Genomic DNA, 17,171 nt, shown 5'->3' with positions numbered 1-17,171 from the left:
TTTCCACTTTTGCTGATGTTCGGGTAAGGGTAAGTTGCATGAGTATTGGGTGAAGTTGGCGATGCAGCCTTTACCTTGCTTAGCCATCGCGGCACTATCCAAAGTTTCTCAAGACTGGCGATGTCCGGCACGTTACCGACGATACCGATTACATCTTCACCATAGGTTTTCAGTTCCTCTACACGCTTGTCCAGTTGTTCCTGACGGATGTCTACCGCAACGACTTTAGCGCCTTGTTGCATAAAACACTTGGCAATGTTGCCACCCAATACGCCACCTGCATCGGTGATGACTGCTACTTTACCTGTAATACTGAATTGTTCGTTTATAATCTTTTTCTCCTTTTTTCTTTTTTATACGGGAAAGCACGCGAATAAAGCATGAAAAATATAATTCCTTATACTTTATTATTTTCTGCTTCACGTATCTATATTGTATATTTTATACTTGCGTTTTCTTTTGTTTCATTTAGTTTTCTACTTTCGTACTCATCTCTTTTATGCGTTTCTTAAATCTGCTGCAAAGATGCGCAGAAGTGTTTTAAGTTATACATTCTATTTTCGTTTGTATTAAGGAGTTGTTACTCATTTATAGCAAAAAAAGGATGTTTTATATCAAAATAGTTATTCTATAGTGTTTTTAAGATTTATATTTTTGTTGCAGTAAAACACTGTGTTCGAAAACGCTAATTTAAACTAATTGTAAACCAAGATTATTCTATGAGAAGCAGGAAGAAAGAAGGAGTATATTTTATGAGTATACTCAAGCGTCAGGTGCTGTTTGTGCTCTTTGCTTTTGCAGCAACCTTATGCGCATTCGCGCAAAACAAAACAATCACAGGACTTGTGGTAGACGGAAACGGTGAATCCATCATCGGTGCCAGTGTTCTTGTCAAAGGGACAACGAACGGAATTATCACTGACATCGACGGTAAGTTCACACTGAATGATGTGCCTGAAGCGGGAGTTATCCAGATTAGTTATATCGGCTACAAGACTCAGGAAATCTCCGCTAAGAACAAGGCCAATCTTAAAGTGGTGCTTGTAGAAGACAATGAAATGCTGGATGAAGTAGTGGTAGTAGGCTATGGTGTTCAGAAGAAATCGGACGTTACCGGTGCCATGATTCGCGTAGGTTCCGAGGAACTGAATTCACGTCCGGTAGCCAACGCCTTTGAAGCTATGCAGGGCAAGGCAGCTGGTGTAGACATTGTCAGCAATGAGCGCCCGGGCGAAGTGGGAACGATTAACGTACGCGGTGTGCGCTCTTTGAGTGCCAGCAATACTCCGCTGTATGTAGTGGATGGTATTCCTTTGATGTCCAATAGCGGTATTGAAACTTTGAATCCGCAGGACATTGAGTCTATTGATGTATTGAAAGACGCCTCTGCTACGGCTATTTACGGTTCTCGTGGTGCTAATGGCGTTATTCTGGTTACTACCAAATCCGGTAAGGAGGGTAAGATGTCTTTGAACTACTCCGGTACGGTTACTATCGAAAACCTGCAGGACTATTCCGAAATGATGAACTCTGCAGAGTATATCGATTGGCGTCGTTGGTCTTATTACTATCTGAATCCTTCCAAATATCCTCGAGGAGACCAGCCCACTAAAGAGAACGATTATGAGATCTTTTTAGGTGCTACAGACCCTACGGCTTGGAAAAACATTGAAAAAGGCTGGGCAGGTGGTACTTGGGACGGCTCTCGCGTGCCTAATACGGATTGGTGTGATATGGTTACGCAGACTGGAGTTACCCATGAACACACGTTGAGTGCCAGTGGAGGTACGGACAAGATGAAAGGTTATGCGTCTATCGGTTATTTGGATAATGAGGGTACGGTGAAAGGGCAGTCTTATACTCGTTATACTACAAAACTGAGTTTAGATTTGAAGCCTACTAAATGGTTTAATTTAGGATTGAATGTTAATGGTACGTTTAGTGAACAGCAATATGGTTCGTCTGCAAGTTCTGTCGGTCAGTTGATAAAGGGTATGCCTTCTAACTTATATGCAGCATCTACCAGTTTGTTCCCTTATGCTTCACCTTATGATGAGGATGGCAACCGTATTGAATATCCCGGTGGTGATGATAAAGTAAAGAATGTAATGAATGAATGGAACAACAGTCAGAATGAACGTCGTATGTTCCGTGCTATCGGTAGTTTGTATGCTCAATTGGATTTAGGTGAAATTTACGCTCCTTTAAAAGGCCTTAGATATCGTTTTAATTTCGGACCGGATTTCCGTTATTATAGAAACGGTACATTCCGTAATGAAGAGTCAATTAGCAGTGAAGGTAAGAATCGCGCTTCCTTGTCTAACCAGTCTGACTTTTCCTGGACGTTGGATAACTTGATTTACTATGACAAAGAATTTGGAAAACATTCAGTGGGACTTACTTTATTGCAAAGTGCTACAGGGTATCACTACGAAGAATCCTCTATGGCGGCAGAAGGTATTCCTTTGGAAAGTGCGAAATGGAATGCGTTATCAAAAGAAAATGTCTCTTTGCTGGATGAGTGGAATAGCGGACTGATTGAGAAACAGCTCCTTTCTTATATGTTCCGTGTGAACTATGACTATAATAATAAGTACTTATTGACAGTTTCCGGTCGTTGGGATGGTGCTTCACAGCTTGCAGAAGGCAATAAGTGGGCTTTCTTCCCCAGTGCGGCTTTGGGTTGGCGTCTTGATCAGGAAGAGTTTCTGAAAGATGTTACTTGGTTAAACCAGTTGAAATTCCGTTTGGGTGTTGGTGTTACCGGTAATTCGGCTATCGACCCTTATCAGACGAAGGGTGCTATAGTTTCGCTCTATTATCCGTTCGGTTCTGCGCTTGCTCCCGGTTATGCCGCTTCGGAACCATTGATTAAAGATGGAGCTGTGGCAATGGCCAATAAGAATTTGTCTTGGGAAAAGACCACGCAGTATAACATCGGTCTTGACTACTCGGTATTAAACGGACGAATTTCGGGAGTTCTTGATTTCTATACTTCACGTACTACTGATTTGTTGATGGCAATGACAATTCCTTCATTGAATGGTTATACTAATACGTATGCCAATGTAGGTAAAACATCCAATATAGGTGTGGATATAACGTTGAATACCGTTAACGTCAAAACACGTGATTTTGAATGGTCTACCAGTATTAATGCTGCATGGCAGAAAGACAAAATTGATGAATTGGCAAATGGTAAAGAGGACGATATAAATAATAATTGGTTTATAGGACAGGCGTTGGGGGTAATTTACGGCTACGAGTGTGGCGGACTTTGGAAAGAAGAAGACGCTGCCGAAATGGCTAAGTTCAATGCCAAAGGGCATTCATTCCAAGCTGGTATGGTACGTCCTATAGACCAAAATGGTGATTATAAAATCGACCCGAATGACGATCGTGTAATCATAGGACATACTCGTCCCCGTTGGACTTTTGGTATGACGAATACGTTTACTTACAAGAATTTCGACCTCTCTGTTATGATGTACGGACGCTTCGATTATATGGTAGATACCGGCGGTGAATGGCAGGGTGGACGTTATATGCAGCGTAAGATAAATTATTATAACGAAAACAACAAGAATGCAGAATATCAGAAACCTATTTACAATATTGGCGGTGGAGACCCTTACTATCGTATTGTAGGTTATAAGAACGGTTCATTCCTGAAAGTACGTAACATATCTTTGGGTTACACTTTCCCGCAGACGCTCATCAAGAAGTGGAATTTATCTAATTTAAAGGTTTATGTACAAGCCAAGAATCCGGGACGAATTTTCTCTAATATTGATTTCTTGGAATTGGATGCTTCGCAAGCATTTACTTCTACTTGGAATCGTGGATTCACAATTGGTTTGAATGTTGGATTTTAAATGTCATTAAAAGTATTACGATTATGAAACTACATAAAAAAATAACATTTGGCTTGTTAGCCTTGACTTTGGTAGGTCCGATGACTTCTTGCAGTGATTTTTTGGATGAGGAGTTGACTACTCAGCAGAATACAGACTTCTTCGATACTCAAGAAGGTATCGACCGTTTGGAAGTCAGTCTTTACTACAATTTACGTTTCCATTTTGCAAAAGAGTGGGCATGTGCCACTACTAACTATGGTACGGATGAGTTTCGTGTAGGTGGCGACGGTTCTAATGCTTCTTGGAATAATTATGATGGAAACTTCCAGTCATCGATTGTCAGCAACTCTACCAATATGTATGAAGTTTGGGATGGCATGTATATCGGTATCAACAATGCCAATCTGCTATTGAGTAAGGTTACTCCGGATAGTTACAAAGCAGACAATAAGAATACTTATATGGGAGAAGCTTATTTCCTGCGCGGGTTCAATTATCTGAAACTGGTATCTCAGTATGGGGGAGTTCCTTTGAAACTTACTCCGAGCGAAACTCCGGAACGTGAATTTTCTCGCGCTACTGCCGAAGAAACATTGCAACAGGTGATCAGTGACTTAAAAGACGCTTATAAGTATCTGCCCGAAACAGCTCCCATGACAGGAAAGATGACGAAAGATGCAGCAGCGCATTTTCTTGCCAAAGCATATTTGTTGCGTGCCAGTGAGATAAATGATGATTGGAACAGCGCAACGAAAGAGGATGATTTGAAAGAAGCATTACGTTTGGCGCAAGAGGTTATATCTCATCGTAGTTTAGCTCCGAATTATGCAGATTTGTGGAATTATACTGAGCCGAACGGTGCAAACGAGCAACTGGATGAAATAATTTTGGCAGCTCAGTTCTCTTCTGACAAAGCAACGGAAGGAGCTAATGGTAATCAGTGTCATCTCTATTATGTTTCCGTATACAAAGATTTGCCGCAAATGCAACGTGATATTGCCGGTGAACGCGAGTATCAACGTCTTAGAACTACTTATTATATGTACAATGTGTATGATATGGTCGATGACTCTCGTTTCTGGAAAAGTTTTAAAACGAAATATGCGGTGAACAACCCGCAAAAAGGTTCCGGATACGCACACGGTGATTTGGGTATCATGTATGTAATTAACCGTCCCGGTGACACTCGTTTTGATGCTGTACAGCTTAACAATCAGGTGACTTATGACAAGACGGGGAAAACAATTCCGACAGTGTTTGTAGCTTATCCGAAAGACCGCAACGCAGAAGATGATGAGGCTTTATATGATTATACTAATCGTTATTGTACGTTGAATAAGTATATTGACGGTTCCCGTGAATCGAGAGACAGTCGTGTTGGTTTCCGCGATGGTATTCTTGCCCGTTTGGGTGAAACCTATTTGATTGCAGCCGAAGTGTTGATTCGTCAAGGCAAGTATCCTGATGCTTTAGGCTATATCAATGATCTTCGTGCACGTGCCGCTTATAAAGCAGGAGAAGACCGTTCCGCATATTGCGATGGTGGTGCTGCTTATAATGATAAAGCGTTGGGATATAAGGATGACGGTGTGAATTCTTATTTTGCGGAGAATTCTTATTATGAGTCCAACAATATCGACAGAAACATTAAATCTGCTACAGACTTAAAGATTACGGATATTCACAACTTGCCGGCCGAAGATGAGGCTATTATCAGTAAATTAGGGTATAGTACGGATTATGACCGTATGCTGTGTCTGTTACTGAACGAACGTTCTCGTGAACTTTGCGGTGAATTTCATCGTTGGCAAGATTTATCAAGGACGTTGACTTTGGTCGAACGCGCCAAAGCATTTAATCCGGATGCTGCCCCCAATATTCAGGAACGTCATAATTTGCGTCCTATTCCGCAAACCTACCTGGATGCTATCCAAAAGGACGGTCATGCGTTAACTCCTGAAGAAAAGAAAGCGGAACAGAATCCCGGATATTAATCGGCATCCATTATAAGTTTATAATACAGTGAAGAGAAGAAGGCTCTCTGCCAATCGGGGTAGAGAGCCTTCTCTTTGTGTTTCTTTCCGGTAAAATAAATAATCGAAGATTGACGGGGTTATACTCCGCTGAATGCGCTGAAACCGCCGTCAATAGGAAGCAATGCACCCGTAACGAAGCTGGCGGCATCGCTGCACAGGAACTGTACGGCGCCGTTCAATTCGTTGATGTCGCCGAAGCGTTTCATCGGGGTTTTGGCCAAGACTTTCTTGCTGCGGTCGGTCAGTGAGCCGTCGGGGTTGATGAGTACGGCGCGGTTCTGGTCGCCGATGAAGAAGCCCGGGGCGATGGCATTGACGCGGATACCGTCTCCGTATTTCAGTGCCAGTTCGCTTGCCAGCCATTGGGTGAAGTTGGCAACGGCTGTCTTGGCTGCCGAATAGCCAGGAACGCGGGTGATGGCGCTGTAAGCTGCCATGGAAGATACGTTGACGATGCAGCCCTTACCTTGCTTAGCCATCACTTTGCTGAACACTAAAGACGGGTAAACGGTTCCGTTCATGTTCAGATTGGTCACTTTCTCCCAGCAGGAGATGTCCATGTCGTAGAAGTGCTGGTCGGGAGCCAGAGTTGCGCCCGGCATATTTCCGCCGGCAATGTTGAGCAGAATGTCGATACGTCCCCACTTGGCAACGATGTCATCGGCAAGTTTCTCAAGACTGGCGATGTCCAGCACGTTACCGACGATACCGATTACATCTTCACCATAGGTTTTCAGTTCCTCTACACGCTTGTCCAGTTGTTCCTGACGGATGTCTACCGCTACGACTTTAGCGCCTTGTTGCATAAAACACTTGGCAATGCTGCCACCCAATACACCACCTGCACCGGTGATAACTGCTACTTTACCTGCAATACTGAATTGTTCGTTCATAATCTTTGTCTCCTTTTTTCTTTCTTTTCTTTTTTTATACGGGGAAGCACGTGCATAAAGCATGAAGCGTATGCCCCCTCATACTTTATTGTCTTCTGCTTCACGTATCTATATTGTATATTTTATGCTTGTGTTTCCTTCTGTTTCATTTCGTCTTGTACCACTGCCATCATGCCTTCCACCTGTGCCAGCGCCAGCATACGGCCGTGGAATGAATAGCCGGGATTATATCCCTTGTTCTCATCGCCCAGCATCATCCGTCCGTGGTCTACACGCATGGGCAGGTTCGGGTTTTCTTGCTCGAAGATGCGGATAAGGTCGATGAGGTGACCGCGTCCCGTCAGGTGGGAGCTTTCTATGAAGTTGCCGCCCGGCATGGCTGCGGTGCTGCGCAGATGTACAAAGTGGGTGCGTGATGCAAACTTCCTGGCGAGTTCGCGGGTGTCGTTATGCTCTCCCGCACTGAGCGAGCCGGCACAGAACGTCAGTCCGTTGTGTGGATTATCCACTGCATTCAGGAACCAGGCGATGTCCTCTTCGTTGGTCACGATACGCGGCAAGCCCAGTACCTGGAAAGGCGGGTCGTCGGGATGTACGCACATATTTACGCCGTACTCCTCGCACACCGGCATGATGGCGGCAAGGAAATACCGCATGTTCTCGCGGAGCGCATCGCGGTCGATACCTTTGTACAAGGCAAGCAGATTTCTGAATATATTCACCGGATTCTTGTCGCCTTCCTTGATGTTGCCGTTTACGAATCCCTGCGTCTTTACGATAATCGCATCGACAAGGCTGTCTTTTTCGGTTTCGGTGATGGTCTTGTCCAGTTCGGCCACTTTAGCCAGCTCTTCGGCGGAGTAATCCTTTTCGGCTCCCTCACGTTGCAGAATGCGCAGGTCGAAATAAGCAAAACGCACCCGGTCGAAGTAGAGCGATGAGGTTCCGTCTGCCCAGGGGTGTTGTAAATCCGTGCGTATCCAGTCGATAACGGGCATGAAGTTATAGCATACGGTCTTTACACCGCATTTGCCCAGATTGGCAAGACTGATTTTGTAGTTCTCTATCAGTTGTTCGCGTTCCGGTCCGGCATATTTAATGGCCTCGCATACGGGCAGGCTCTCCACAACCGACCAGCGCAAGCCATAGGACTCGATATATGTCTTTAAATCGTTGATGGCCTCTTCTGTCCAGATTTCGCCGTTGGGCACATCGTGCAAGGCGGTAACTATCCCTTCCACACCGATTTGCCGAAGCATACCGAGCGTTATTTTGTCTTTCTTACCGAACCATCTCCAAGTCTTTTCCATACTTCTTTTTGTATTAATGATTTAAAATGATTATTTACTGCAAATGTAGGCACTAAAACAGTTTGTATATAAACGGATATTTGCAGGATGTTTGCAGATATTTGCGTGTATTGAAAGGATAATGGGATAGTAACCTTTGCTACGAAGTAAACAGCTTTAAATCAATAGTATATAAGTACCAATATAATACCTGCGTTTGGTACGGGAAATACCAACGGTTGGTACGCCTTGTACCGCACTTTGGTACGGCTCCTACCACAGTTTGGTACAGCTCGTACCACGCTTTGGTACAGTTCATACCACGCTTCGGTACGTCTCCTGCCACCGGTTGGTATGCTCCGTACCAACCGGGGTATTCTTTCCGTTTCCCTTTGTATTTTCTTTTTTCCCGCAGACTTATTGTTATTATTCGCTATCTTTGTGTAAGGATAGGATGCGGCTCGGCAAACCGGGAGATGCCGTATCAACATCAGGCAGTGTTATGAGACAGATAATAAACGAACAGCTCCAGATATCGGAGTCCAACCCGATAAAGGCGCGCTATTACGACTACGACCGCTTCACTTACCCCTGGCATTTCCACAGCCAGTACGAAATAATCTATGTGAAGAAAAGCTGCGGCCGTTGCTTTGTGGGCGATTGCATAGAGTGTTTTTCGGAAGGAGATGTGGTATTGTTCGGTCCCAGCCTGCCTCATTATATGCGGAGTGACGATGCTTATCACGGCGATAATCCCCGGTTGCGGGTGCAAGGAACTATCATTCAGTTTGAGGAGAACTTCATGCAATACTCGTTCGACCATTATCCGCAGTTTCACCAGATACGGGTGTTGCTGAAAGAGGCCAGACGGGGTGTTGTCTTTCACACGGCCGATGCCGGTGCGGTACGCGACATGGTATCCGCTTTTCCCGAACTGAAAGGATTCGGACAGATAACCGGTTTGCTGGATTTATTGCAGGCATTGGCGGTATCCGTCCCAAGAAGGATGCTGGCAAGCCCTTGCTACTATGAGAAGTTTCCCACAGCGGGAAACAAGCGTATCGATAAAATCATCTCCTTTATCAATAGCAACTACACCCGTTCCCTCAAGCTCGACGAGATAGCCGAAATGGCGAATATGAACAGCAGCGCCTTTTGCCGTTTCTTCAAGGACGCCACGGGAAAGACTTTCCTGCAATATGTGGCGGACATGCGCATTGGTTATGCCTGCAAACTGCTGACCATTGGCGATATGGAGATTTCGCAGATAGCTGTGGAGTGCGGGTTCGACTCTATTCCGCACTTCAACCGCACCTTCAAGCAACTGACGGGACTGACACCGACGCAGTACCGGAATCAGATAATGAAATGATTTCCCCCCTTCACCCTTCGTCTCCCATAAACAGGAGTGTGCGAAAGGGTGAAGGGGGGATGTGGTAAAAGTTATTTTACGGAATCTCGACCGTTACATACCGAACGAGAACTTGTCGATGGACTGGTATACCACGCTGGCAATACTCAGCGCCACGATGCCTAGCGTACAGATGGCAAGGCCGGCACGCGTGTAGTTATCGCTACGGAAAGCGGCGATAGGCTCATCGCTCTTGTTGATATACATTGCCTTTACAATCTTCAGATAGTAGTAAAGCGACAGAATCGTATTGATTAACGCAATGAACACCAGCAGATGAAAACCACTTTCGAATGCCGCCGCAAAGATGAAGAACTTCGAGAAGAAGCCTGCGAACGGCGGAATACCTGCCAGCGAGAATAGTGCCAGCGTCATAAGGAAAGCCAGCTTAGGGTTGGTGGTGTACAATCCGTTGTAATCTTCCAGTGTAAACTTATCGGCGCGCAATGCTACAATCGTGATAACGGTAAAGACGGCGAGGTTGGCAAACAGGTAAATCAGTACGTAGTACACCAGCGACGTCATACCCAGCGACGTTCCGCTGATAACACCCAGCATGATGTAACCGGCTTGCGAGATACTGGAGAACGCCATCAACCGTTTCAAATTCTCCTGACGCAGCGCAAAGAGGTTGGCGAGCGTGATAGAGGCGATGATAACCCAGTAGAGCACTTCCTGCCATTGCGCCGCCATCGGTGCGAATACCTTATAGAGGATGGTCATCAGCACGAATGCCGCCGCACCTTTGGAGATAACGCTCAGGTAAGCGGTTACCGTACTCGGAGCACCTTCGTATACGTCGGCCGTCCACAGGTGGAAAGGCACCAGCGAAATCTTGAATCCCATGCCGGAGAAGAAGAATACGAATGCCATAATCTGCAACGGGCTTCCGTCCAGATGTGCCGGGATATCGGCAAAGTAGAGTGTGCCTACCGTACCGTATATCAGCGAAAGGCCGTAAAGCAGCAGTCCGCTGGAGAAGAGTGCGGTAAGGATGTACTTGGCGCCTGCTTCGGCAGAGTGGTGGCGGTACTTATCGAAAGCCACCAGCGCAGCCATGGGGATGCTGGCCGTTTCCAGTCCGATGAAGAACATCAGGAAGTGCCCGGCGGAAATCATGAAGTACATACCCAGCAGCGTGGAGAGTGTCAGTACATAGAACTCGCCCTGCTTGATTGCCGCATCGGGGCGGCGCATCCACTCATGCGCCATAAGGAACACGATGAGCGTACCTACGCTGAGAATGGATTTGACGATACTCTGTATCGGTTGGTTATGGTACATCCCGCCGAAAGCGTCGGCTGCCGGACCGGGAACGATGGTTATAAGCGTATGGACGATGAGCAGGGCAACGGGCAGCATGGTGTTCAACATCGGCTTGCCGTCGTGCTTGTGCGCATCCGGACTCATGAAGAGGTCGGCTATGAAGAGGATAACGATAACCGCTATCAGCGACAGCTCTTCTTTCATTAATAGAAATTGGGAGTAATCCATGTTATTTGGTGATTAGTGATTAGTGTTTAGTGAGTGGCTAATAGGTTGACTACCGGCAGCACGCTGTCTCCAATCATGTTGCTTATCCACAGCGGAGCAAGACCCAGTCCGGCTACGCAGGCAATGAGGATGATTACGGCGGTACGTTCGTCCCAGGTGGCATCGGTCAATGTCAGGTGGTGCTTGTTGGTACAGGTTCCGTAGAGGATTTTACCGACAAGGCGCAGGATGTAGACTGCGGTAATCACGATACTCGTACAAGCGATGACGGTCCATGCGCGGTGGAAGGTATCGGGATGCTGGAAAGCGCCGTTGAAGATTGTCATTTCGGCAATAAAACCGCTGAGTCCCGGCAGACCGAGGTTCGCCAGACCGGCGATGACATAGGATACGGCCAGGAAAGGCATAATCTTCATCAGTCCGCTAAGCTCGCGTACGTCGCGTGTGTGCGTCCGTCCGTATATCATACCGATAAGGGCGAAGAACAGGGCGGTCATCAATCCGTGGGAAAGCATTTGCAGCACGGCACCCGTACAGGCCGTCCGGTTCATCATCAGGATGGCGAAAAGCACCAGTCCGCAGTGCGATACGGAAGAGTAGGCATTGATGTACTTCAGGTCGGTCTGCACGCAAGCGGAGAATGCGCCGTACACCACGGAGATACCCGTCAGTACGAGGAATATCCAGCCGAGCTCCTGTGCGGCTTCGGGCATCAGGTACATAGCGATGCGGAAACAGCCGTAGCCGCCCAGCTTCATCAGTACGCCTGCATGCAGCATGCTGACGGCGGTAGGTGCGGATGCGTGACCGTCGGGGCTCCAGGTATGGAACGGGAACAGAGCGCCCAGCACGCCGAAACCGAGGAAGGTAAGCGGGAACCAGATGCGTTGTTGCTCCACGGGAATATTGTGCAGTTGGGCTATCTCCAGCAGGTTCATGGTGGTGGCGCCGCTACCGAAGTAGATACCGAGGATACCGATAAGCAGGAAAGCGGAACCGCCCATCAGCATCAGCGTCAGTTTCATGGCAGCGTATTCCTTGCGTCCCGAACCCCATACGCCAATCAGCAGGTACATCGGGATGAGCGCTACCTCGTAGAACATGAACATGGTGAACAGGTCGGTCGAGATAAAGAAACCGAACACACCCATCGACAGCAGGGTGAACCACAGGAAATATTCTTTGGTCAGCGGTTGCAGACGCCAGGAAGCGAATGTACCCGTAAACACGATAATGGCCGAGAGCAGCAGCATGGCTACCGAGATGCCGTCCACCCCTACGGAATAGTGGATGTTGAGGGCGGGATACCAGGCTACATCGGCACGGAACAGCATTTCATCCGTAGCGCCGCCGTGACGGGCTTGCAGGTAGACGACGGTCAGTCCGACGGCTGCAACGAGCAATGCCGAAGCGCCGGCTACCATCACCGCACGTATCTGTGCGATATTACGGCTGAGCCAGAGGCCCAACAGCATCAGCAAGGGGATGAGTACGAATATGGATAAGAAATTCATCTTTATAATATGGTATTAATTGTTATTGTTCTATATGGTTGATACATCACTATCAATTTCCGTTTCTCGTTTACAGCAACAGCAGCAGTATCAGTGCAAGCGTACCCAGCAGGAATACGAAGGTGTATTGCTGGATGCGTCCGCTTTGCAGGCCGCGTATCTCGTCGCTGGTGGCATTGGCGCCCCAGGCAAGGAAATCGAAGAAGCCGTCCACCACATGACGGTCCCACCAGGCAATGGGGCGGCTGATGCAGCCGAAGATGATGCGGTGGGTGATGAACTGGTAGACCTCATCGATGTAGAAGCGGTGATAGGCTGCTGTCCACAAGCCGTTGAAGCGGCGGGCAAGCGCATCGGCAACCGGCTGTTTTTCGCCTTTATACATAAAAGTGGCCACAGCTATGGAGATAACCGCAATGGCAATGCTTGTTCCTGCCACGCCCCAGTCGAGGTGGATGGTATAGGCTTCGCCGTTGGAGCTGACGAAGTGGCCGAAAGGAATAAATCCGGCAACTATCGTAACTGCGGCAAGGAACATCAGGGGAACGGTCATGGCAAGGGGCGACTCGTGAGGCGTGTGCTGATGGCTGTGGCTTTCATCGCTTGCCGACTTCAGCCCCGGCTCCGAACTGCCCCAGAAAATGCCGTAATACAGTCTGAACATATAGAATGCGGTCATGGCGGCAATCACCGTCATAATCCAACCCATAACGGGGCTGAACCGGAAGCAGGCCGTCAGTATCTCGTCCTTGGAGAAGAACCCGGAGAACGGGGGAATGCCGGCAATGGCAAGGCAGGCTATCAGGAAGGTGATGTGCGTAACCGGCATGTATTTGCGCAGGCCGCCCATGGCGGACATCTCGTTGCTGTGCACCGCATGGATGATGCTTCCTGCACCGAGGAACAGCAACGCCTTGAACATGGCGTGCGTAAACAAGTGGAACATGCCTGCCATATAACCCAGTCCGCCTTCGTGCGGGTCTGTGGATGTACATACGCCGAGCGCTACCATCATAAAGCCTATCTGCGAGATGGTGGAGAAGGCAAGTACACGCTTGATGTCACTCTGCACACAAGCCACGCTGGCGGCATAGAATGCGGTGAATGCGCCTACATAGGCCACGAGGTGCAGCACGTGGGGCGCATAGTCGATGAACAGCGGGAACATGCGTGCCACCAGGTATACGCCTGCCACCACCATCGTAGCGGCATGAATCAGTGCGCTCACCGGAGTAGGACCTTCCATGGCATCGGGCAGCCAGATGTGCAGCGGGAACATGGCGCTCTTGCCGGCTCCGCCGATGAACATCAGTCCCAGCGCCAGCGGAATCATGGCAGCGCCGCCTTTCAGCAAGGCCATTTCATTGGGTTGGAAGGTGTAGGTTCCGGCATAGTAACCGTAAACCAGGATACCGATAAGGAAGCCCAGGTCGGCAAAGCGGGTCACGATAAACGCTTTCTTGCTGGCGGCGATTGCTGCGGGTTTCGTGTAGTAGAAGCCTATCAGCAGGTAGGAAGACACACCCACCAGCTCCCAGAACAGATACATCTGGAAGATATTGGTTGCCACCACCAGTCCGAGCATGGACATCGTAAACAGCGAGAGGAAAGCGTAGTAGCGTTGGAAGCCGCGTTCGCCTTTCATATAGCCGAAAGAGTAGAGGTGTACCATGAACGATACGGTACTTATGACAATCAGCATCATCACCGATATGGGGTCGAGCAGGATGCCCAGGTCAATGCTGAGTGTCGGCGTAAACGGCAGCCATGTACAGTTGTAAGGCATCAGTGTGGCAAATGTGCCGTCTGCCAGCCGCGGGGCGGTGAAATAGTGTATTGCGGTGAGGTAGGAGAGTACCGCCACTGCACCCAGCACAGCCGTGCCGATGAGTCCGGCAGTGCGGTGCGACATCCATTTGCCGCCCAGTCCCAACACAAGGAACGAGAGCAAAGGAAGGAGAAGGATTAGAATCGTATATTCCATAATTATTGAATTGAGAATTGAAAATGGAGAATTGAGAAATGCTGCTCAGTCTCTCTTTTTGTTTTTATTGAATGGCTCATTATGCAGGCGGTCTGCACAACTCTATGCAGGGTGTCTGCACAGTGCTATGCAGGACATCTGCACAGGCTTATGCAGGATGCCTGCACAGGCATCTACCATTTGAGTTCGTCCAGCTTGTTCACCTGTATGCTGCGGATATTGCGATAGATGTTAATCATGATGGCAATGGCCACGGCCGTTTCGGCTGCCGAGATGGCAATGGAGAACAGGGAGAAGAAGTAACCTTCCAGTCCGCCGGGAAACAGGAAACGGTTGAATACCGCGAAGTTGATGTCCGTAGCATTCAGTATCAACTCAATTGAAATCAGTATCGCCAACGTATTGCGGCGGGTAAAGAACCCGTAGATGCCGGCGAAGAACATGATAGCCGAGACTATCAGGTAATATTCCATGTGTATCATAAATCTTATCTTTTACGTGCTATTAACAATCCGCCTACGATACATGCCAGCAGCAGGATGCTGACGGCCTCGAAGGGCAATAGGTAACCGTATTTGTCGCCGCTCAGCATGTGGTGGCCGATGGTCTTGATGTTGACTTCGAGCGGTTCGATGTCTGTGGTGGCGATGAACTTATGTTTCAGGGTTATGAACAGTACGATGACGGCTCCTGCCACGGTAGCGCCCAGTCCGGCAAGGAACTTGCTGCGTTTCAGCTTGGCCGCCATGTCGCCTTCACCGCTGGTGAGCAGAATGGAGAAGACGTAAAGCACGACGATACCGCCCGCATAGACCATAATCTGTACCGAACCGAGGAACGTATATCCCAGCAGGAAGTAGATGCCTGCCGTGCCGAAAAGCACGAACAGCAGGTATGTGGCCGAACGTACCATGCGTCTGGTGGTTACCGTCAGTATGGAGAATACGCTGATGAAGGCCGCAAGGAAGTAAAATACTATTGTTTCAAGATTAAATTCCATGTTATTGATTACTAATTATGAATGACTGATTACTTCGCTGCTTCAGGCTGGGGAGCGGCGGGTTTCTTCTTCTCTTCTACGTGACTGCCCGGATGGTTCAGCGTCAGTACCAGTTTGCTGCGGTCGAATACGGCATGCTCGAAGTTCTGGTCGAACGTAATGGCATCGTGCGGGCAGGCATTGACGCAAAGCTGGCAGAATATGCACGAACCGAGGTCGTATTCGTACTTCGCCAATATCTTCTTTTTCTTGCCGTCTTCCGTTTCTATCGTCTGGCTCGTCACCTTGATGGTGTCGTTGGGACAAGCCGTCTGGCACAAGCCGCAGGCCACGCAATGGTGTTCGTTCTTCTCGTTGTGGGGCATTGTCAGCGTGCCGCGGAAACGTTCGGAGAGTTTCAGCGTCTTCCGGTTTTCCGGATACTGTTCGGTAGTCTTCTTCCGCCAGAAAACGGTCATGGTGGTTTTCATGCCCGTCAGCAGGGAAGTGATACCGTGTATGAGGCTGCCTATGTAAGAATTATGTTCTTTTTCTTTCATTGTTGTAATTATTATTTAGTGTTGCCCGAAAGGAAATATTGCTCCGGTGCTGTGCCGGCTTAGAAATGCAATTCAAATACTACGATTAATACCATTAGAATCAGGTTCACCATGCTGATGGGAACCAGATATTTCCATTCGAGGTTCAGAATCTGGTCGATACGCAGACGCGGGAATGTCCATTTAATCCACATCAGCAGGAACACCACGAAGAATGCCTTGCCGAAGAACCATACAAAGCCCGGAATGTAATCCATTACAGCGTTGAAGCCGTCCAGGCCCACGATGTGCAACGGCATCCAGCCGCCTAAGAATATCGTGGCTGCCACACTCGCTACGATGAACAGGTTCAGGTACTCTGCCAGGTAGAAGAAGCCGAAGCCCATACCGGAGTATTCCGTATGATAGCCTGCCGTCAGCTCGCTTTCGGCCTCGGGCAAGTCGAACGGACCGCGGTTGGTTTCCGCATTGCCGGCAATCAGGTAGATGATGAAAGCTATCAGAGCCGGGATATGTCCTTTGAAGATGAACCAGCCGTCGGCTTGTCCGGCTACGATTTCGGAGAACTGCATCGTACCCATCAGGACTACCATCGTCAGGATGCTCAGTCCGCACGAGAGTTCGTAACTGATGATTTGCGCACCGCTTCGCATGGCTCCGATAAGCGAGAACTTATTGTTGGAACTCCAGCCGGCAAGCAGGATACCTACCACGCCGATGCTCGAAGCGGCAAGCAGGAAAAACACGCCCACGTTGAAGTCCAGCACTTCCAGACCTTTGCTGACAGGCAGGCAGGCGAAGGTGAGGAACGAGGCTATGATGACCATGAACGGCGCCAGGTTGTAGAGGAATCGGTCGGAGAACTTCAGGTCGATGATTTCCTTGGTCAACATCTTGATAACGTCGCACGGCACTTGGAGCAATCCCCATTTTCCTACACGCATCGGACCGAGGCGGCATTGGAAAAAGGCGCATATCTTGCGCTCCATGTAAATCAGGATAATGGCAAGCACTGCATACATCAGGATGATGCATACGCCTATCACTACACATTCAAGAAACACCGCCAGACCTTCCGGCATGAGGGAGGTCAGCATCTGGTGAATCCAATTGGTTACTATACTAAAGTCAAACATCTGTTTATTTACGGTTTT

Annotated in this window: 12 protein-coding genes and 1 pseudogene; 3 read left to right on the top strand and 10 right to left on the bottom strand. The window is 48.3% G+C overall.

The window, feature by feature from the left end; translation table 11 throughout:
• Positions 1-83: 83 nt before the first annotated feature.
• Positions 84-329 (bottom strand): annotated as a pseudogene (locus NQ565_RS00435) (SDR family NAD(P)-dependent oxidoreductase); the annotation flags it as partial.
• 390 nt (positions 330-719) lie between these two features.
• Here NQ565_RS00435 and NQ565_RS00430 point away from each other — a divergent pair.
• Both NQ565_RS00430 and NQ565_RS00425 read left to right on the top strand, forming a co-directional pair.
• A complete protein-coding gene (locus NQ565_RS00430; RefSeq protein WP_005657504.1) occupies positions 720-3,875 on the top strand; it encodes a SusC/RagA family TonB-linked outer membrane protein in 3,156 nt (1,051 codons plus the stop codon).
• A gap of 23 nt (positions 3,876-3,898) precedes the next feature.
• On the top strand, positions 3,899-5,851 hold the full coding sequence (locus NQ565_RS00425) for a RagB/SusD family nutrient uptake outer membrane protein (protein ID WP_005657502.1): 1,953 nt from the start codon (positions 3,899-3,901) through the stop codon (positions 5,849-5,851).
• Between the two features lie 119 nt (positions 5,852-5,970).
• On the opposite strand, the gene NQ565_RS00420 is transcribed toward NQ565_RS00425, so the two are convergent.
• A complete protein-coding gene (locus NQ565_RS00420; RefSeq protein ID WP_004289114.1) occupies positions 5,971-6,786 on the bottom strand; it encodes an SDR family oxidoreductase in 816 nt (271 codons plus the stop codon).
• A 122-nt stretch (positions 6,787-6,908) separates the two neighbouring features.
• On the bottom strand, positions 6,909-8,096 hold the full coding sequence (gene uxuA / locus NQ565_RS00415; protein WP_005657500.1) for a mannonate dehydratase: 1,188 nt from the start codon (positions 8,094-8,096) through the stop codon (positions 6,909-6,911).
• A 481-nt stretch (positions 8,097-8,577) separates the two neighbouring features.
• On the opposite strand from uxuA, the gene NQ565_RS00410 reads away from it, so the two are divergent.
• Positions 8,578-9,447 carry an AraC family transcriptional regulator gene (locus NQ565_RS00410; protein ID WP_074713610.1) on the top strand — a complete coding sequence of 290 codons (870 nt, stop codon included), beginning with the start codon at positions 8,578-8,580 and terminating at the stop codon, positions 9,445-9,447.
• 93 nt (positions 9,448-9,540) lie between these two features.
• Here the strand turns inward: NQ565_RS00410 and NQ565_RS00405 are convergent, their stop codons facing one another.
• The 7 genes from NQ565_RS00405 to nuoH form a co-directional block, all read right to left on the bottom strand.
• Positions 9,541-10,980 (bottom strand): NADH-quinone oxidoreductase subunit N, encoded by a 1,440-nt coding sequence (locus NQ565_RS00405; protein ID WP_005657495.1) that lies wholly within the window; start codon positions 10,978-10,980, stop codon positions 9,541-9,543.
• Positions 10,981-11,006: 26 nt separating this feature from the next.
• On the bottom strand, positions 11,007-12,494 hold the full coding sequence (locus tag NQ565_RS00400; protein WP_005657494.1) for a complex I subunit 4 family protein: 1,488 nt from the start codon (positions 12,492-12,494) through the stop codon (positions 11,007-11,009).
• A 70-nt stretch (positions 12,495-12,564) separates the two neighbouring features.
• On the bottom strand, positions 12,565-14,478 hold the full coding sequence (gene nuoL, locus NQ565_RS00395) for an NADH-quinone oxidoreductase subunit L (protein ID WP_005657492.1): 1,914 nt from the start codon (positions 14,476-14,478) through the stop codon (positions 12,565-12,567).
• A 173-nt stretch (positions 14,479-14,651) separates the two neighbouring features.
• Positions 14,652-14,960, bottom strand: a complete 309-nt coding sequence (gene nuoK / locus NQ565_RS00390; protein WP_004289123.1) for an NADH-quinone oxidoreductase subunit NuoK — start codon at positions 14,958-14,960, stop codon at positions 14,652-14,654.
• 5 nt (positions 14,961-14,965) lie between these two features.
• Positions 14,966-15,478, bottom strand: coding sequence for an NADH-quinone oxidoreductase subunit J family protein (locus tag NQ565_RS00385; RefSeq protein ID WP_005657487.1), 513 nt, complete (start codon positions 15,476-15,478; stop codon positions 14,966-14,968).
• Positions 15,479-15,507: 29 nt separating this feature from the next.
• Positions 15,508-16,017 carry a 4Fe-4S binding protein gene (locus NQ565_RS00380; RefSeq protein WP_005657486.1) on the bottom strand — a complete coding sequence of 170 codons (510 nt, stop codon included), beginning with the start codon at positions 16,015-16,017 and terminating at the stop codon, positions 15,508-15,510.
• A gap of 59 nt (positions 16,018-16,076) precedes the next feature.
• Positions 16,077-17,153 (bottom strand): NADH-quinone oxidoreductase subunit NuoH, encoded by a 1,077-nt coding sequence (gene nuoH, locus NQ565_RS00375; protein WP_005657484.1) that lies wholly within the window; start codon positions 17,151-17,153, stop codon positions 16,077-16,079.
• Between the last annotated feature and the right edge of the window lie 18 nt (positions 17,154-17,171).

This window comes from Bacteroides stercoris ATCC 43183 (genome assembly GCF_025147325.1).
In the GTDB taxonomy this organism is placed as follows: Bacteria; Bacteroidota; Bacteroidia; order Bacteroidales; family Bacteroidaceae; genus Bacteroides; species Bacteroides stercoris.
This window is presented reverse-complemented; position numbering and strand designations above follow the sequence as displayed.

What these genes read in the sequence shown, in the direction of transcription:
- NQ565_RS00380 (WP_005657486.1), bottom strand. Translation starts at nt 16,017, where the DNA reads ATGAAAGAAAAAGAACATAATTCTTACATAGGCAGCCTCATACACGGT.
- nuoH (WP_005657484.1), bottom strand. Translation starts at nt 17,153, where the DNA reads ATGTTTGACTTTAGTATAGTAACCAATTGGATTCACCAGATGCTGACC.
- uxuA (WP_005657500.1), bottom strand. Translation starts at nt 8,096, where the DNA reads ATGGAAAAGACTTGGAGATGGTTCGGTAAGAAAGACAAAATAACGCTC.
- NQ565_RS00400 (WP_005657494.1), bottom strand. Translation starts at nt 12,494, where the DNA reads ATGAATTTCTTATCCATATTCGTACTCATCCCCTTGCTGATGCTGTTG.
- nuoL (WP_005657492.1), bottom strand. Translation starts at nt 14,478, where the DNA reads ATGGAATATACGATTCTAATCCTTCTCCTTCCTTTGCTCTCGTTCCTT.
- NQ565_RS00430 (WP_005657504.1), top strand. Translation starts at nt 720, where the DNA reads ATGAGAAGCAGGAAGAAAGAAGGAGTATATTTTATGAGTATACTCAAG.
- NQ565_RS00425 (WP_005657502.1), top strand. Translation starts at nt 3,899, where the DNA reads ATGAAACTACATAAAAAAATAACATTTGGCTTGTTAGCCTTGACTTTG.
- NQ565_RS00420 (WP_004289114.1), bottom strand. Translation starts at nt 6,786, where the DNA reads ATGAACGAACAATTCAGTATTGCAGGTAAAGTAGCAGTTATCACCGGT.
- NQ565_RS00410 (WP_074713610.1), top strand. Translation starts at nt 8,578, where the DNA reads ATGAGACAGATAATAAACGAACAGCTCCAGATATCGGAGTCCAACCCG.
- NQ565_RS00385 (WP_005657487.1), bottom strand. Translation starts at nt 15,478, where the DNA reads ATGGAATTTAATCTTGAAACAATAGTATTTTACTTCCTTGCGGCCTTC.
- nuoK (WP_004289123.1), bottom strand. Translation starts at nt 14,960, where the DNA reads ATGATACACATGGAATATTACCTGATAGTCTCGGCTATCATGTTCTTC.
- NQ565_RS00405 (WP_005657495.1), bottom strand. Translation starts at nt 10,980, where the DNA reads ATGGATTACTCCCAATTTCTATTAATGAAAGAAGAGCTGTCGCTGATA.